General features: G+C 71.1%; 14 protein-coding genes. 6 read left to right on the top strand and 8 right to left on the bottom strand.

All coding sequences use genetic code 11. The annotated features are described in order from the left end of the window. Positions 1-41 precede the first annotated feature (41 nt). From ABZ070_RS08140 to ABZ070_RS08120, 5 genes are all read right to left on the bottom strand, one after another. The gene (locus ABZ070_RS08140) at positions 42-1,088 is read right to left on the bottom strand and encodes a substrate-binding domain-containing protein (RefSeq protein ID WP_356631207.1); all 1,047 of its coding nucleotides are present in this window, start codon (positions 1,086-1,088) and stop codon (positions 42-44) included. A gap of 81 nt (positions 1,089-1,169) precedes the next feature. Next, positions 1,170-2,204 carry an ABC transporter permease gene (locus ABZ070_RS08135; RefSeq protein WP_356631205.1) on the bottom strand — a complete coding sequence of 345 codons (1,035 nt, stop codon included), beginning with the start codon at positions 2,202-2,204 and terminating at the stop codon, positions 1,170-1,172. Continuing rightward, on the bottom strand, positions 2,201-3,724 hold the full coding sequence (locus tag ABZ070_RS08130) for a sugar ABC transporter ATP-binding protein (RefSeq protein WP_356631203.1): 1,524 nt from the start codon (positions 3,722-3,724) through the stop codon (positions 2,201-2,203). Before ABZ070_RS08130 ends, ABZ070_RS08135 begins: the two co-directional genes overlap by 4 nt. A gap of 96 nt (positions 3,725-3,820) precedes the next feature. Beyond that, entirely contained in the window at positions 3,821-5,002 is a 1,182-nt protein-coding gene (locus tag ABZ070_RS08125; protein WP_356631201.1) for an ROK family transcriptional regulator, read from the bottom strand. A 549-nt stretch (positions 5,003-5,551) separates the two neighbouring features. Then, positions 5,552-6,112 carry a TetR/AcrR family transcriptional regulator gene (locus ABZ070_RS08120; RefSeq protein WP_356631199.1) on the bottom strand — a complete coding sequence of 187 codons (561 nt, stop codon included), beginning with the start codon at positions 6,110-6,112 and terminating at the stop codon, positions 5,552-5,554. A gap of 64 nt (positions 6,113-6,176) precedes the next feature. Here ABZ070_RS08120 and ABZ070_RS08115 point away from each other — a divergent pair, with 64 nt between their 5' ends. Continuing rightward, entirely contained in the window at positions 6,177-7,250 is a 1,074-nt protein-coding gene (locus ABZ070_RS08115; protein WP_356631197.1) for an FAD-dependent monooxygenase, read from the top strand. A gap of 20 nt (positions 7,251-7,270) precedes the next feature. Here ABZ070_RS08115 and ABZ070_RS08110 read toward each other — a convergent pair whose 3' ends face one another. The 3 genes from ABZ070_RS08110 to ABZ070_RS08100 form a co-directional block, all read right to left on the bottom strand. Next, a complete protein-coding gene (locus ABZ070_RS08110; RefSeq protein ID WP_356631195.1) occupies positions 7,271-7,948 on the bottom strand; it encodes a GntR family transcriptional regulator in 678 nt (225 codons plus the stop codon). Between the two features lie 111 nt (positions 7,949-8,059). Beyond that, positions 8,060-8,521, bottom strand: coding sequence for an NUDIX domain-containing protein (locus tag ABZ070_RS08105; protein WP_356631193.1), 462 nt, complete (start codon positions 8,519-8,521; stop codon positions 8,060-8,062). Positions 8,522-8,543: 22 nt separating this feature from the next. Continuing rightward, complete coding sequence (locus tag ABZ070_RS08100; RefSeq protein WP_356631191.1) at positions 8,544-9,491, bottom strand: beta-ketoacyl-ACP synthase III; 948 nt, start codon at positions 9,489-9,491, stop codon at positions 8,544-8,546. Positions 9,492-9,739: 248 nt separating this feature from the next. On the opposite strand from ABZ070_RS08100, the gene ABZ070_RS08095 reads away from it, so the two are divergent. From ABZ070_RS08095 to fdhD, 5 genes are read left to right on the top strand one after another with little or no spacing between them, the layout of a single operon-like run. Then, positions 9,740-10,729, top strand: coding sequence for a 2-dehydropantoate 2-reductase (locus tag ABZ070_RS08095; protein WP_356631189.1), 990 nt, complete (start codon positions 9,740-9,742; stop codon positions 10,727-10,729). Beyond that, positions 10,726-12,651 (top strand): molybdopterin-dependent oxidoreductase, encoded by a 1,926-nt coding sequence (locus ABZ070_RS08090; RefSeq protein WP_356631187.1) that lies wholly within the window; start codon positions 10,726-10,728, stop codon positions 12,649-12,651. Before ABZ070_RS08095 ends, ABZ070_RS08090 begins: the two co-directional genes overlap by 4 nt. Further along, entirely contained in the window at positions 12,642-14,543 is a 1,902-nt protein-coding gene (locus tag ABZ070_RS08085; RefSeq protein ID WP_356631185.1) for an NADH-ubiquinone oxidoreductase-F iron-sulfur binding region domain-containing protein, read from the top strand. Before ABZ070_RS08090 ends, ABZ070_RS08085 begins: the two co-directional genes overlap by 10 nt. Next, complete coding sequence (locus tag ABZ070_RS08080) at positions 14,540-15,400, top strand: 2Fe-2S iron-sulfur cluster-binding protein (RefSeq protein ID WP_356631183.1); 861 nt, start codon at positions 14,540-14,542, stop codon at positions 15,398-15,400. The genes ABZ070_RS08085 and ABZ070_RS08080 overlap by 4 nt, the downstream gene beginning before the upstream one ends. Positions 15,401-15,405: 5 nt before the next feature. Next, positions 15,406-16,245, top strand: a complete 840-nt coding sequence (gene fdhD, locus ABZ070_RS08075; protein WP_356631181.1) for a formate dehydrogenase accessory sulfurtransferase FdhD — start codon at positions 15,406-15,408, stop codon at positions 16,243-16,245. Positions 16,246-16,308 lie beyond the last annotated feature (63 nt).

Below are 16,308 nucleotides of genomic sequence, written 5' to 3'. Positions count from 1 at the left end.
GTGCTCGGTGGGGGCCCGAGAGGATCGCCCGGGCGCGCCGGTCAGTTGAAACCGGTGGGCAGGTACTCGTCGACGTTGTCCTTGGTGACGACGGCCGAGTAGAGGGTCAGGGAGGCCGGGATCTCGAGTTCGGCCATCCCGCTGACGCCCTTGCCCTGCCCGAGCGCGCGGGCGAGGTCGATGGCGGAGGCGGCCATCGTCGGCGGGTAAAGGACGGTGGCCTTGAGCACGCTGTCGTCGGCCTTGATGGCGTCCATGGCGGACTTGGCGCCGGCGCCGCCGACCATCAGGAAGTCCTTGCGCCCGGCCTGGGCGATGGCGCGCAGGGCGCCCACGCCCTGGTCGTCGTCGTGGTTCCACAGGGCGTCGAACTGCGACTGGGCCTGCAGCAGCTGCGCCATCTTGGCCTGGCCGGACTCGACCGTGAAGTCGGCGGCCTGCCGGGCGACCTTCTTGATGTTGGGGTAGTTCTTCAGGGCATCGTCGAAGCCCTGGGTGCGCTGCTTGGTGAGTTCGAGGTTGTCCAGCCCGGCGAGCTCGATGACCTTGGCGTTGGGCTTGTCCTTGAGCTGCTCGCCGATGTAGTTGCCGGCGTTGAGGCCCATGCCGTAGTTGTCGCCGCCGATCCAGCAGCGGTACGCCTGGGGTGAGGCGAAGATCCGGTCCAGGTTGACGACGGGGATGCCCGCCTTCATGGCCTGGAGGCCGATCTGGGTGAGCGCCTTGCCGTCGGCGGGCAGGATCACCAGGACGTCGACCTTCTTGTTGATCAGGGTCTGGACCTGGCCGATCTGGGCGGCCGTGTCGTTGGAGCCCTCGGTGATCTCCAGGGTGACGTCGGAGTACTTCTCCGCGCGGGACTTGGCGTTCTGGTTGATGGCGTTCAGCCAGCCGTGGTCGGCCTGCGGGCCGGCGAAGCCGATGGTGACGGCCTTACCGGGCTTGTCGTCGGCGACCGGGGCGTTCTCGGCGGCCGTCTCCTCGGTCTTGGGCTCGTTGCTGGTGCAGGCGGTGAGCAGCGCGCCGGCGGAGATCGCGGCGGTGCCGAAGAGCAGTCCTCTGCGGCTGGTGGCTGGGATTTCTGGCATGGCGGGTCAGCCCCTTCAACTATGTGGTGTGGGCGGTACGAGAAGGCGTGCGAGAGAAGAGGGAGGCGCGGGACGGCGGTGTCAGGCGTCGCCGCCCCGCAGTGTCCGGTGCTGGACCAGTACGGCGGCGACGATGATGGCGCCCTTGGCGATCTGCTGGACCGCGCTCTCGAGGTTGTTGAGGGCGAAGATGTTGGTGATCGTGGTGAAGACGAGGACGCCGAGGACGGAGCCGACGATGGTGCCGCGACCGCCGCTGAGCAGCGTGCCGCCGATGATCGCGGCGGCGATGGCGTCGAGTTCGTAGAGATTGCCGTTGGTGTTCTGGCCGGAGCCCGCCAGCACGATGAGCATGAAGGCGGCGATGCCGCAGCACAGACCGGACAGCAGGTACAGGTAGAGGCGCTGCCGGCGCACGTCGATGCCGGCGAGCCGCGCCGCCTCCGCGTTGCCGCCGACGGCGACGGTGCGGCGGCCGAAGGTGGTGCGGTTGAGCAGGAGCCAGCCGACGGCGGTGACCGCGGCGAAGACCAGTACCAGCGGTGGGATGCCGAGGATGTAGGCGTCCCTGATGCCGAGGTCGAGCACCGAGTCGACGGTGACGATCTGGGTCTTGCCGTCCGTGATCTGCAGGGCGAGTCCGCGGGCGGAGGCCAGCATGGCGAGAGTGGCGATGAACGGCACCATCCTGCCGTACGCGATGAGCAGGCCGTTCACGAGGCCGCAGCCCACGCCGACGACGACGGCCGTGAACAGGATGCCGGCGAAACCGTACTCCTGTGTGGCGACGGTCGTCGCCCAGACGGAGGCGAGCGCCACGATCGCGCCGACGGACAGGTCTATGCCGCCGCTGGTGATGACGAACGTCATACCGACCGTGACGACGCCGATGACGGAGGCCTGGGTGAGGACGAGCTGCAGGTTGCTGGTGGCGAGGAACTCGTCGGGCTTGGTGATGCCGCCGACCGCGACGAGGACGGCGAGGACGCCGAGCAGCGACAGGTTGCGGACATCGAGGCGCAGTCCGAGCGGACGGCGCGAAACCCCCTTGTCCGGGGTGGTCTTGGGGCTGAGCGTCGGCGCGTTCTGCTGCGTCGGAGTGGCCGGCTGCGTCATGCCGTCGGGCTCCCTTCCATCACGAGGTCGAGTACGCGGTGCTCGTCGAGCTCCCGGGCATCCGCCGTGTGGACGACGTTGCCCTCCCGGAGCACCAGCACCCGGTCCGCGAGGCCGAGGACTTCGGGCACCTCGCTGGATACGAGAAGTACGGCGAGGCCTTCGTCGGCCAGCCGGCGGATCACTGCGTAGAGCTCGGCCCTGGCGCCGACGTCGACGCCGCGGGTCGGTTCGTCCAGCAGCAGCACTTTGCAGCCGCGCAGCAGCCAGCGGGCCAGGACGGCCTTCTGCTGATTGCCGCCGGACAGGGTGCGGATGCGGGCGTCGGGGTTGTCGGGCCGCAGGGAGAGTTCCCTGGTGGCCTGCTGGGCGGCCGCCCGTTCCGCACGCTGGTCGAGCCAGCCCGCGCGGGCGAAGCGGGAGAGGGTGGACACGGAGACGTTGCGGGTGACGGACTCGAGCATCAGCAGGCCCTGCGCCTTGCGCTCCTCCGGGGCGAGCCCGATCCCCGCGCGGACGGCGGCGCGGACGCTGCCGGGGCGCAGTACGGTGCCGTCGACGAGGACACGCCCGGCGTCGGCCTTGCGGGCGCCGTAGATCGTCTCCAGGATCTCGCTGCGTCCCGATCCGACGAGCCCGGCGAGGCCCACGATCTCGCCGGGCCGCAGTTCCAGGTCGACCGGGGCGAACTCGCCCTTCCTGGTGAGACCTTCGACGCGCAGTACGGGCTCCTTGGCGGCGGCGGCATCGCTCGCCGGGCGCTCGGGGAAGACGTACTCGACGTTGCGTCCCGTCATCAGGGCAACGATGTCACGGGTCGGGGTCGACTTGGCGGGCAGGCCGACGGCCACCGCCCGGCCGTCCTTGAGCACGGTGACCCGGTCGCCGATGCGCCGGATCTCCTCGAGGCGGTGGGAGATGTAGACGACGGCGACACCGTCGGCGGTCAGGTCGCCGACGATCCGGAAAAGGTTGTCGACCTCGTCGGGGTCGAGGGCGGCCGACGGCTCGTCCATTACGATCAACCGCACCTCGTGGGAGAGCGCGCGTGCCATGGAGACGATCTGCTGCTGTGCCGCGGAGAGTTCGCCCACGAGGCACGCTGGGTCGATCTCCGGGTGGCCGAGCCGCTCGAGCAGTCGCGTGGTCGCGGTACGGGCCGTACCGCCCCGGACGACGAATCCGGCGGAGGTGGGCTCGTGCCCGAGGAAGACGTTCTCCGCGACGGACAGCCCTTCCACCAGGTCGAGTTCCTGGTAGATCGTGGCGATGCCGAGGCGCATGGCGGCGATGGGCGACTTGAGGGCCACGGCCTCCGCGCGCCAGGTGATCTCCCCGCCGTCGGGCTGATGGGCGCCGGCCAGCACCTTGATCAGGGTGGACTTGCCGGCGCCGTTCTGGCCGAGGAGACAGTGGACTTCGCCGGCCAGGACCTCGAGGTCCACGCCGTCCAGGGCACGGACGCCCGGGAAGGACTTGGTGATGCCGGACATGGTGAGCAGCGGTGGTTCTGAGGCCATGACAAATCCCCTCGGCGGGTGCGGCCGGTGAGCGGGCAGGGTGGAACCAGGTGCGTGTGCTTTTTTGCTGAGCCGTGTGCGATGCCGGCCTGAAGGTCAGGCCGGCGAGAACAGGTGGTCGCTGATGAGCCGGGCCGCGCCGATGACTCCGGCGGTCGGGCCCAACTCGCCCAGCACGATGGGAAGATTGCCGGTGGCCAGCGGTAGGGACTGCCGGTAGACCTGGGTGCGTACGCTGGCGAGCAGGGTGTGGCCGAGGCCGGTCACACCGCCGCCGATGACCACGAGACCCGGGTTGAAGAAGCTGACGAGTCCCGCGATGACCTGACCGAGGCGGTTGCCTCCCTCTCGGATGAGCTCGATGGCCGTGGCGTCCCCCGCGGCCGCGGCGGCGGACACGTCCGCGGCCGTGAGGTGCCCGGCCGCCTCCAGCCGGGCGGCGAGCTCGGCCGACCGGCCGGCGCGGGCCGCGTCCTCGGCGTCACGGGCGAGCGCGGCGCCACTGAAGTGCGCCTCCAGACAGCCCCTGTTGCCGCAGGCGCAGGCGCGGCCGTCCGGTGCGACCTGGATGTGGCCGATGTCGCCGGCGCTGCCGGTCGTACCGCGGTAGACCTCTCCGCCGACGACGATGCCGCAGCCGATGCCTGTGCCGATCTTGATGCACAGGAAGTCGCCCACGGAACGCGCGACGCCGGCGTGCTGCTCCCCCATGGCCATCAGGTTCACGTCGTTGTCGACCATCACCGGGCAGCCCAGGTCCTGGCTGAGCGCCTCCCGCACGGGGAAGCCGTCCCAGCCCGGCATGATCGGCGGCGCGACGGGCACGCCCTCGGGGTAGCGGACGGGGCCGGGCACGCCGATGCCTGCCCCGTCGAAACCCTCCGCCAGTCCGGAGGCCTTGAGTTTCGCCGCCATCGCCAGCACCTGCTCGAAGACGGCGACGGGACCCTCGCGGACGTCCATGGGCTGGTTGAGGTGCCCCAGGACCTCCAGCTCCGCGTTGGTGACGGCGACGTCGATCGAGGTGGCGCCGATGTCGACGCCCAGGAAGCGCAGCGCCGGCGCGAGCCGGATGTTGTGGGAGCGACGCCCGCCGCGGGAGGCGGCGAGTCCGTCGGCGACCACGAGTCCGGTCTCCAGCAGCCGGTCGACCTCGACGGCGAGCTTGGAACGGGACAGGTCCACCTCGTCGCCCAGCTGTGCACGGGAGTTGGGGCCACCGTCACGCAGCAGCCGAAGCAGTCGCGCCTGGTGCGCGTTCGCGGGTCGAGCTGTCATCCGTCTCACGTGCCCCTCCCCTCCCCTGGCCTTCGGCTGGGGACCCAGTCGGCTGTCTCCGTCGGGCTTTCGAGGGGAACGTAGCAGCGCTTTACCGAACTGGGAAGAACTTGCGCGCAGTTCCGGCACAACTTTCTCCACACCCGGGACAAAGGTCCGCGCGCCACGCGCTTGAGCGCGCGGCAACTGGGCCGCGCCACCGGGCGGGGCCCGGCTGTTCCTGGCCGGCGTCCCTCGGGTGGGCCCGGTCCGGGTGTTCGGCGTCCGGGTGCCGCTCCGGCCGGGAAAGCACGCACCGGCCGTGGAGACCGGCCACCGCCCGTGCAGTCCCTGCACCGGCAGGAGGGGGTGGGGTCGTAGGAGGGGGGTGAGCGGACGTAAAGCGTCGTGAGTCTTGAGTGGCGCAAGTACGGGAAAGCAGTCCGCGATCCCCCCTCCGGAGGCCCCGCCCCCGCACCACCCACCAGCAGGGGCACATCGGGGCGGCCGCGCCCCCCGACAGGACCCCGCACAGGGCCACCCCCGAGCGCCGGGTCCAGCCCGGCAGCGTCATACCCCCGGGAAGAACGCCCTCAGTGCCGTGCGGATCGCCCGTTCCGGACGGAACGCCCTGTCCGGGAGCGTGACCTGATGGAACATCATGCCCTCGAGCAGGTCGAACAGCACTCTGCAGTGGCCCTCCGGGTCCGGCGAACCCGACGCGGCAAGCCACTCCGCGCCCCAGCCCACCAGCGACTCCCGCCCCCGCACGAGCGGCTCCCGCACCGAGGGGCGGGCGATGCCCTCGAGCAGCAGGGCGTACCGGGCGCTCGTGCGGTCGCGGGCCGGGCCGACCAGGTGCTCCACCATCCGGGCCAGGGCGGCAGCCAGTTCGTCGATCCCGTGGGGGGCGGCACGCCCGGCGAAGGACTCCCAGTCACGCCGGTCCAGCTCCTCCAGGTGCGCGACCACCCCGTCGACCAGGACGTCCCGGTTGCGGAAGTGATTGGACGTGGTGCCGGCCGGGACGCCGGCTGCTCCGTCCACCGCCTGGTACGTCAGCCGGCGCAGTCCACCCGCGGCCAGCACCGCGATCGCCGCATTGAGGACCTCGTCACGCCTGCCCGCCATGGGGTTCCAGCCACCTTCCCGATGAAACCGCGTCCGATCACTACAAACATAGTACCGTGAACGCATGGCCAGAACAGCGATCATCATCGGAGCCGGTATCGGCGGTCTCGCCACCGCTGTCCATCTGCGCGCGAACGGCTGGGACGTGGACGTGCGGGAGCGCGCGGCGGGCCTGCCGGAGACCGGCACGGCACTCGGCATGTGGCCCAGCGCCCTGCAGGCCCTGGACGCCCTCGGGCTCGGCGACACCGCGCGGTCGCTCGCTCGCCCGCAGACCGGCGGCGGGTTCGTACGGGCGGACGGCGCCCGCATCGCGGATGTCGACGTGGCAGCGCTGCGGCGCCGCACGGGCGACCCGGTGTACCTGATCTCCCGGGTCCCGCTGCTGCGCACGCTCGCCGGCCCGCTCGACGACGGCGTCATCCGTTTCGGCGAGAGCGTCGACGATGTCCGCGAACTGTCGGGCTACGACGTGGTCGTCGCCGCCGACGGCATCAACAGCCGTGCACGCAAAGCCTTGTTCGGCAATGCTTACGGCACCCGCTACACCGGCGTGACGTCCTGGCGCGGGATCGTCGACGGCGACATGGACACCGTCGTCGAGACGTGGGGCTCGGGTGCCCGCTTCGGCGTCACCCCGCACACGGAAGGCCGCACCAACTGGTTCGCGTGCGTGCGCGCCCCGGAGCTGGCCAAGGCACCAAGAGGCGAACTCGCCGCGCTGGAAGAGTGCTTCGGCGACTGGCACCCCGGCGTGCGGCGCGTCCTGGACCGGGTGCGCGAGAACGACGGTGAGGGCGTGCTGCGCCTCGACCTCCACGACCTCGCGCGGCCGTTGCCCCGTTACGTCAGCGGGCGCACGGCTCTGATCGGGGACGCGGCCCATGCCATGACGCCCGACCTGGGCCGCGGAGCCTGCGAGGCGCTGATCGACGGCGTGACGCTCGCCCGCGAGCTGTGCACCCACCACAGGGTGGAGGACGCCCTCGCCGCGTACGACGCGCTCCGGCGCGTTCCGACGCAGCGGCTGGCCCGGGCCGCGCGCCTGATGAACAAGATGGTGCACACGCCCGGTGTCGCGCCGGTCCGCAACACGGCGATGCGGCTGATGCTCGCCGTCGGCAGGCCGCCCGCCTGAGGGCGCCGGGGCCGGGCCGGTCAGGCCTGTTCGCGCTGGTGGTAGGTCGTGCGGGTGTGCTCGGTGTGCGCGCGCATGACCTCGGTGGCCCGCTTCTCGTCGCGGACGGAGATCGCGGCGATCAGCTCTCGGTGCTCGATCCACGACTGGCGGCCCCGCTGCCGGGCGACCGGGGTGTAGTACCAGCGGACCCGGCGGTCCACCTGGGCCGCCAGCTCCGCCAGGACCAGGTTGCCGGCGAGTTCCATCACCTTGGCGTGGAAGGCGGCGTTGGTGGCCACGGCCAGGTCGACGTCGTCGTCGGCGACCGCCTGCTCGCCCTTGGCGCACAGCGATTCGAGGGCCTCGATGCCCGCCGTGCCCGAGTTCGCCGCGGCGAGCCGGGCGGCCTCCGCCTCCAACAGCGTTCGTACGGAAAGGAGTTGGTCGGCCTCCGCCTCGGTGGGCTCGTGGACGAATGCGCCCTGAGCGGGGCGCAGATCCACCCAGCCCTCCGTGTTGAGGCGTTGCAACGCCTCGCGCACGGGCTGGCGGGAGACGCCGAGGTGCCCGGCGAGCTCGCTCTCGACCAGATGCTGCCCCGGCCTCAGCGCACGGGTGGTGATCAGCTCCAGCAGCGCCTCGTACACACGCTCACGCAGTGGACCGGGGCGTTCCAGCTTGGGCACGGTTCCTTGCGGCAGTCCTGCTGACAACATCGGCGGTCCCCTCCGGCCAACGAGCGGCGAACGACAACGGCGATCGAGCGATTGGCTATCGTCTACAGTCTACCGAGCGCAATCATCGGCCACACCGAGACGCCGGTCACGTCACAGAAGCGGAAGAAGCCGGTCCAGAAAAACCCGTTGGCCGGTCACCAGCTTCGGCCGCGCCTCTTCCACACCGACCCACTCGGCACGGTCGATCTCGGGGAACTCCTGTGTCACGCCCGATCCCCTCGGCCACTCCATGGTGAAGGTGCCCGGCACGACGAGCGCGGTGTCGAGATCGCCCTCCATCGCCCACACCGTCACGAGCTTGCCGTTCGACTGGCGCGTCTCGCCGAGCGGATGCCAGTCGCCGTCCGGCGCCTGGAGCCCCAGCTCCTCCTCGAACTCACGCCGCGCGGCCGCCATCGGCTCCTCGTCGGGGGCGTACTCGCCTTTGGGGATCGACCAGGCTCCCTCGTTCCGTGCCGACCAGAACGGGCCGCCCATGTGTCCGATGAGGACCTCGACCCCCGCCTCCCGGCGCCGCCACAGCAGCAGCCCGGCACTTCGCTTCGTCACCATGCGGCCAGTCTGCCCGTGAACGTCACGGACAGCGGATCACCTGCCCGGCGTACGACAGGTTTCCGCCGAACCCGAACAGCAGGACGGGGTCGCCGGACTGGATCTCGCCACGTTCGACCAGCTTCGACAGGGCCATCGGGATCGACGCGGCGGAGGTGTTGCCCGAGTCGACGACATCGCGGGCGATGACGGCGTTGACCGCGCCGATCTTCCGTGCGACCGGCTCGATGATCCGCAGATTGGCCTGGTGCAGCACGACTGCCGCCAGATCCTCGGGTGCGACGCCCGCCCGTTCGCAGACCTTGCGTGCGATCGGCGGCAGCTGGGTCGTGGCCCAGCGGTAGACGGCCTGACCCTCCTGCGCGAAGCGCGCCGGGGTTCCCTCGATCCGCACGGCGTGCCCCATCTCGGGCACCGACCCCCACAGCACCGGGCCGATGCCGGGCTCCTGCCCGTCCGGGACGGCCTCGACCACGGCCGCGCCGGCGCCGTCGCCCACGAGGACGCACGTCGTGCGGTCGGTCCAGTCGACGATGTCGGCCATCTTGTCCGCCCCGATGACGAGGGCGCGGGTCGCCGCTCCCGCCCGCAGGGTGTGGTCGGCGGTGGCGAGCGCGTGGGTGAAGCCGGCGCAGACGACGTTGAGGTCCATCACCGCGGGCGAGGCCATACCCAGCCGCGCCGCCACCCTGGCCGCGGTGTTGGGCGACCGGTCGACCGCGGTGGAGGTGGCGACCAGCACCAGGTCCACGTCGGCGGGCATCAGCCCGGCCGACGCCAGGGCCTTGGCCGCGGCGTGCGCGGCGAGCTCGTCGACGGGCTCGTCGGGGCCGGCCACATGACGGGTGTGGATCCCGACGCGACTGCGGATCCACTCGTCACTCGTGTCGACCATGAGGGCCAGGTCGTCGTTGGTGAGCACCTTGGCGGGCTGATAGTGCCCGAGGGCGACGACACGAGAGCCTGTCATGGGCGGCGTTCTCCTCGATCGGATGTCAGGAACAACCCAGTCTTGGCTGCTACCGACCGGTACGACGGCAGGTGATCCCACAGCTTCCGGCGCCGGACTTTGGAGCTTTTCGAGAGTCCGGGCCCCGCGGTCACGCGTCGCGGCACGAGTCTTGACCCCCCGTGAAGGCATACTGTAGACAATATTCTGTCGACTCAACCCTCGTCACAGTTCGCCCTCGCTCGGTCGTCAACCGAACGGAGAGCCCCGTGAAAGTCGCAGTTGTCGGCGCCGGTGCGATCGGCGCATATGTCGGGGCCGCGCTCCACCGCGCCGGCGCCGAGGTCCATCTCATCGCTCGCGGCGCCCATCTCACAGCCATGCGCCGCGACGGCGTCCGCGTACTGAGCCCCCGCGGTGACTTCACCGCACGTCCCGCCGCGACGGACGACCCGTCCGCCGTAGGGCCCGTCGATTATGTGTTCCTCGGCCTCAAGGCCAACTCCTATGCGGAGTCGGGCCCGTTGGTGCATCCTCTGCTGCACCGGAACACCGCCGTCGTCGCCGCCCAGAACGGCATTCCGTGGTGGTACTTCCACGGCCTGCCCGGCCCGTACACCGGCCGACGGATCGAGGCCGTCGACCCCGGCGGCGCGGTCAGCGCCACCCTGCCGCCCGAGCGCGCCATCGGCTGCGTCGTCTACGCCGCGACCGAGCTCGAGGCCCCCGGCGTCGTACGGCACCTGGAGGGCACCCGGTTCTCCATCGGCGAGCCCGACCGGACCGTGTCACGGCGCTGCGCCGACTTCAGCGACGCGATGATCGCCGGCGGGCTCAAGTGCCCCGTCGAGCCGGATCTGCGCAACGACATCTGGATCAAGCTGCTCGGCAACATCTCCTTCAATCCGATCAGCGCTCTGTCCCGGGCCACGATGGCCCAGATCTGCCGCCACCGGGACACCAAGGCGCTGGTCGAGACGATGATGCACGAGACGCTCGAGGTCGCGGCCGCCGTCGGCTGCCACCCCAGGATCTCCGTCGAGCGGCGTCTCGCCGGAGCGGAGCGCGTCGGTGACCACAAGACCTCCACCCTCCAGGACCTGGAGAAGGGCAAGCCGCTCGAACTGGACGTGCTGCTCGCGGCCGTCGTCGAACTGGCCGCTCTGACGAGGACCCCCGTACCGAAGCTGTGCGCCGTGCACGCACTCGCCGACCTTCTCGCATCGACCTCGACCCCTTCCACAGGGAGCGCAGCATGAAGAAGAAGCCGCAGAAGCGGTATCCGAGGCTCACCCATCCGCTGGTCCGCGGCGACGACGGACAGCTGCGCCGGGCGAGCTGGGACGAGGCGCTGGAGCGGGCCGCGGCCGGGTTCCGCCGGACCCGCGACGCGTTCGGCCCCGACGCCTTCGCGATGCTCTCCTGCGCCCGCGCCACCAACGAAATGAACTATGTGGCGCAGAAGTTCACCCGCGTCGTGATGGGCACCAACAACGTCGACTCGTGCAACCGCACCTGCCACGCGCCCAGCGTTGCCGGCCTGTCGGCAGTCTTCGGCTCCGGCGGCGGCACCTCCTCGTACGAGGAGGTCGACCACACCGATCTGATCGTGATGTGGGGGTCCAATGCCCGCTTCGCGCACCCGATCTTCTTCCAGCACGTTCTGAAGGGGATCAGGAACGGGGCACGGATGTACGCCGTCGACCCGCGCCGCACCTCGACCGCCGAGTGGGCGGAGAGCTGGCTCGGCCTCAACGTGGGCACCGACATACCCCTCGCCCACGCGGTGGGCCGCGAGATCATCCACGCCGGGCTCGTCAACCGCGCCTTCGTGGACCGCGCGACGACCGGCTTCGAGGAGTACGCGCGGCTCGTCGAGCCGTGGACGCCGACCGCCGCCGAGAAGGTGACCGGCGTACCGGCCGAGGCGATCCGCGAACTGGCGCACGCCTACGCGACCGCGGAACGCGCCCAGCTGTGCTGGACCCTCGGCATCACCGAGCACCACAACGGCACCGACAACGTCCGCGCCCTGATCAATCTCGCCCTGCTCACCGGCCATGTCGGCCGGTACGGCGCCGGGGTCCAGCCGCTGCGCGGCCAGAACAACGTCCAGGGCGGCGGCGACATGGGCGCCATCCCCAACCGGCTGCCCGGCTTCCAGGACATCCTCCACCCGGACACCCGGGAGAAGTTCGAACGGGCGTGGGGCGCCACCATCCAGCCGCGCTACGGCAAGACCCTGACCGAGATGTTCGAGGCGATGGAGAGCGGCGAGCTGCGTGCGGTCTACTGCATCGGCGAGAACCCGGCACAGTCGGAGGCCGACAGCGGTCAGGCCGTACGGCGGCTCGAGGCCCTCGACCACCTCGTGGTGCAGGACATCTTCCTGACACGGACCGCGGAGCTGGCGGACGTGGTGCTGCCCGCGACGGCCGCCTGGGCGGAGACGGACGGCACGACGACCAACAGCGAACGCCGGGTGCAGCGGGTTCGGGCCGCGCTGGTTCCGCCGGGCGAGGCCCGCGAGGACATCGCCATCATCTGCGACCTCGCCGGACGGCTCGGTCACGACTGGAAGTTCGCCGACTCGCAGGCTGTCTGGAACGAGCTGCGCTCGCTGTCACCGGACCACTTCGGGATGACGTACGAACGGCTGGACGAGCACCAGGGCCTGCAATGGCCGTGCCCGGACGTCGACGAACTGCCGTCGAGCTTCCTCCACGGCAGGCTCTGGGAGAAGGACCCCGCCGCGCGGGGCATGCCGGCGGCGTTCGGGCTGGTCGAGCACGACCCGCCGGTCGACCTCACCGACGAGGACTACCCGCTGCGGCTGACGACGGGGCGCCGGCTCGACTCGTACAACACCGGTGTGCAGAGCGGGGGTTTCGCCTCCCCCCTGCGGCGCGGCGAGTACATCGAGCTGTGCCCCGAGGACGCCGCGGCGTACGGGGTGCAGGTCGAGGAGGAGGTCCGTGTCTCCTCCAGGCGCGGCTCGGTGACGGCGCCGGTGTGGATCGATCCCGGGCTGCGGCCCGGGCTCGCGTTCATGACGATGCACTTCCCGGACGAGGTGGACACCAACTCCCTGACGATCGAGGCGAACTGTCCGATCGCGGGCACCGCCGAATTCAAGGCGTCGGCGGTACGGATCGAGAAGCTGGAGCCCGCATGGACCTGAAGTTCACGGACGCGGCGAAGTCGACGGACGAGGAACGGGAGGCGGTCGACGCGCTGTTGGGCCCGCCGGAGAGCGGCTGGGAAGGCGGGTCGGCCCGCTCGTCGGACGAGTTGCGCTGGGCGAAGGGCGGGGCGGCGGCCCGGGACCGCAGGGACCTGCTGCTGCCTGCGCTGCACGCCGTGAACGACCGGGTGGGGTGGCTGAGCGAAGGGGCGCTGGACTACATCTGCCGACGGCTGACGGTGCCGCCGGCGGAGGCGTACGGGGTGGCGACCTTCTACTCGATGTTCTCGGTGAAACCGCGTGCCGCGAAGGTGCTGCATGTGTGCACGGACATCGCGTGCGCGGCGCGGGGTGGTTCGCTGTCCGAGGCCGACGGGCTCGGCCCGGACGTCACGGTCCAGCCGAGCCCGTGCCTCGGCCTGTGCGAACGCGCCCCGGCGGCGCTGCTGATCCGCGCGGGCCGGCTCCCGGCCCGGCCGGCGTTCGAGGACACCGCCGAAGGCGCTCCCGGGCCCGGGACCGAGCCTCCGGTTCGGGATGGGGGCACCTCCCACGGCCGCCAGGCCGTAGGGGGAGGGCGCGGCGGGGAAGGCACCACCGCCGTTGTCGCCCCCGCCACCGCCGACGCCCTCGTCGCCGCCGCCCGCTCCCCCGAGCGCGCCCCCGACGAGGCACCCGCGAGCGCCGCCGTGCCGCAGGCCGGTTCCGAAGGGCTCGTGCTCCTGCGGCGCGTCGGCGTCGTCGACCCGTACAGCCTGGACGACTACCGTGCGCACGGCGGCTACGCCGCCCTTCGCCGCGCCTTCACCCTCGGCCCGGCCGGCGTCATACGGGAGGTCACCGACGCGAACCTCGTCGGCCGCGGCGGGGCGGCGTTCCCCACGGGGCGCAAGTGGCAGGCCACCGCGTCGCAGCCCGACCGTCCCCACTACCTCGTGTGCAACGCCGACGAGAGCGAGCCCGGCACCTTCAAGGACCGGGTCCTGATGGAGGGCGACCCGTACGCGCTGATCGAGGCTATGACCGTCGCGGGGTACGCCATCGGCGCCCACAAGGGCTTCCTGTACCTCCGCGGCGAGTACCCGAGGGCTCTGCGCCTCCTGCAGAACGCCATCGACTCGGCCCGTGCCCGTGGCCTCCTCGGTGACGACGTCCTCGGCCAGGGTTACGCGTTCGACATCGAGATCCGCCGCGGCGCGGGCGCCTACATCTGCGGCGAGGAGACCGCGATCTTCAACTCCATCGAGGGCTACCGCGGCGAGCCCCGCACCAAGCCGCCGTTCCCCGTGGAGAAGGGCCTCTTCGGCAAGCCGACCGCCGTCAACAACGTCGAGACGCTCGTCAACGTCCTGCCGATCCTCACCGGCAGGACCGAGGAGACCAAGCTGTTCTGCCTCGCCGGCCACGTGGCCCGCCCCGGGGTCTACGAGCTGCCGTTCGGCGTCACGCTGCGTGAACTGATCGAGCTCGCGGGACCGCCCGAACGCATCCGCGCGGTGCTCCTCGGCGGCGCGGCCGGCAGCTTCGTACGCCGCGACGAGCTGGACATCCCGCTCACCTTCGAGGGCACCAGGGCGGCCGGTACCACCCTCGGCTCCGGCGTGGTGCTCGTGTTCGACGACACCGTCGAACTCCCCCGTGTCCTGCTGCGCATCGCCGAGTTCTTCCGTGACGAGTCCTGCGGGCAGTGCGTGCCCTGCCGGGTCGGCACGGTCCGGCAGGAAGAGGCGCTGCACCGCATCAAGGACCGCACCGGCGCCGACGCCGACGACATCGCCCTGCTGCGCGAGGTGGGGCGGGCCATGCGGGACGCCTCGATCTGCGGGCTCGGCCAGACCGCCTGGAACGCAGTGGAATCCGCCATCGACCGGCTGGGAGCCTACGAATGACCGCGATACCTCTCCACATGCCGCGCAGGCTCGTCGACTTCACCCTCGACGGCGAGGACGTACGGGTCCCGGAGGGCGACACGATCCTCGACGCGTGCCGGGCCGCGGGCAAGGACATACCGACGCTCTGCCAGGGCGACACGCTCACGCCGAAGAACGCCTGCCGGGTGTGCGTCGTCGAGGTCGAGGGCTCCCGGACCCTCGCGCCCGCCTGCTCCCGGCGGGCGGAGCCGGGTATGAGCGTGCGGACCGACACCGAGCGCGCCCGGCACAGCCGCAAGGTCGTGCTGGAGCTGCTGGCCTCCTCGACCGACCTCTCCACGACGCCCCGCGCCGCCGAGTGGATCAAGGAGTACGAGGCGAAGCCGGACCGCTTCGGCAGGGACGCCGCCCGTGTCGACGAAGAGCCGAAGATCGACAACGACCTGTACGTCCGCGACTACGACAAGTGCATCCTCTGCTACAAGTGTGTGGACGCCTGCGGCGACCAGTGGCAGAACACCTTCGCCATCGCCGTCGCGGGCCGCGGCTTCGACTCCCGCATCTCCACCGAGCACGACGCGCCCCTGACCGACTCGGCGTGCGTCTACTGCGGCAACTGCATCGAGGTGTGCCCCACGGGGGCGCTCTCCTTCAAGTCGGAGTTCGACATGCGCGAGGCCGGAACCTGGGACGAGTCGGCCCAGACGCAGACGACGACGGTGTGCGCGTACTGCGGCGTCGGCTGCAACCTGACCCTGCACGTGCAGGAGAATGAAATCGTCAAGGTCACCTCGCCGCACGACAACCCGGTGACCCACGGCAACCTCTGCATCAAGGGCCGCTTCGGCTACCAACACGTACAGAATCGGAACTGATCGCCATGGGACGGGTCACCGCGCGCCGCCGAACCATCCGTATCCGGGACGGGGTGGTCTCGTCCCGTCCCGACACCCTGGTCGCGGAGGAACCCCTGGAGATCCGGCTGAACGGCAAGCCGCTCGCGATCACCATGCGCACCCCGGGCGACGACTTCGCGCTCGCGGCCGGCTTCCTGGTCAGCGAGGGCGTGATCCACTCCGGTTCGCAGGTGCGGTCGATCGTGTACTGCGCGGGCGCGACGGAGGACGGCTCCAACACCTACAACGTGGTCGACGTGGCGCTTGCGCCCGGTGTTCCGGCGCCGGACATCACGCTGGAGCGCAATGTCTACACGACGTCGTCCTGCGGACTGTGCGGCAAGGCCAGCCTCGACGCCGTACGCACCACGACGCGGCATCCGATCGCCGACACTCCCCCGGTCCGTGTCGAGCCGGCTCTGCTCGCCGGCCTCCCCGACCGGCTGCGGGCGGCGCAGCGGGTCTTCGACCGGACCGGGGGCCTGCACGCAGCGGCGCTGTTCTCGCCGGAGGGCGAACTGCTCGACATCCGCGAGGACGTCGGCCGGCACAACGCGGTCGACAAGCTCGTCGGGCGTGCGCTGCAGGACGACCGGCTGCCGCTGTCACAGTCGATCCTGCTCGTCTCGGGGAGGGCGTCGTTCGAGCTGGCGCAGAAGGCGGTGATGGCCGGCATACCGGTGCTCGCGGCCGTCTCCGCGCCGTCGTCGCTCGCGGTGGACCTGGCCGCGGAGACCGGTCTGACGCTGGTCGGTTTCCTGCGCGGCCCCAACATGAACGTGTACGCGGGCGACGAGCGCATCGCCCTCAGCACTGGGGTGTGAGGCGCCCCGCTGCACGGGATACGGCCCGGCCGGCGGGGAGCGCCCCCTGCGCCGGCCGGGTCC

This window comes from Streptomyces sp. NPDC006283, assembly GCF_040613325.1.
Lineage (GTDB): Bacteria > Actinomycetota > Actinomycetes > Streptomycetales > Streptomycetaceae > Streptomyces.
This window is presented reverse-complemented; position numbering and strand designations above follow the sequence as displayed.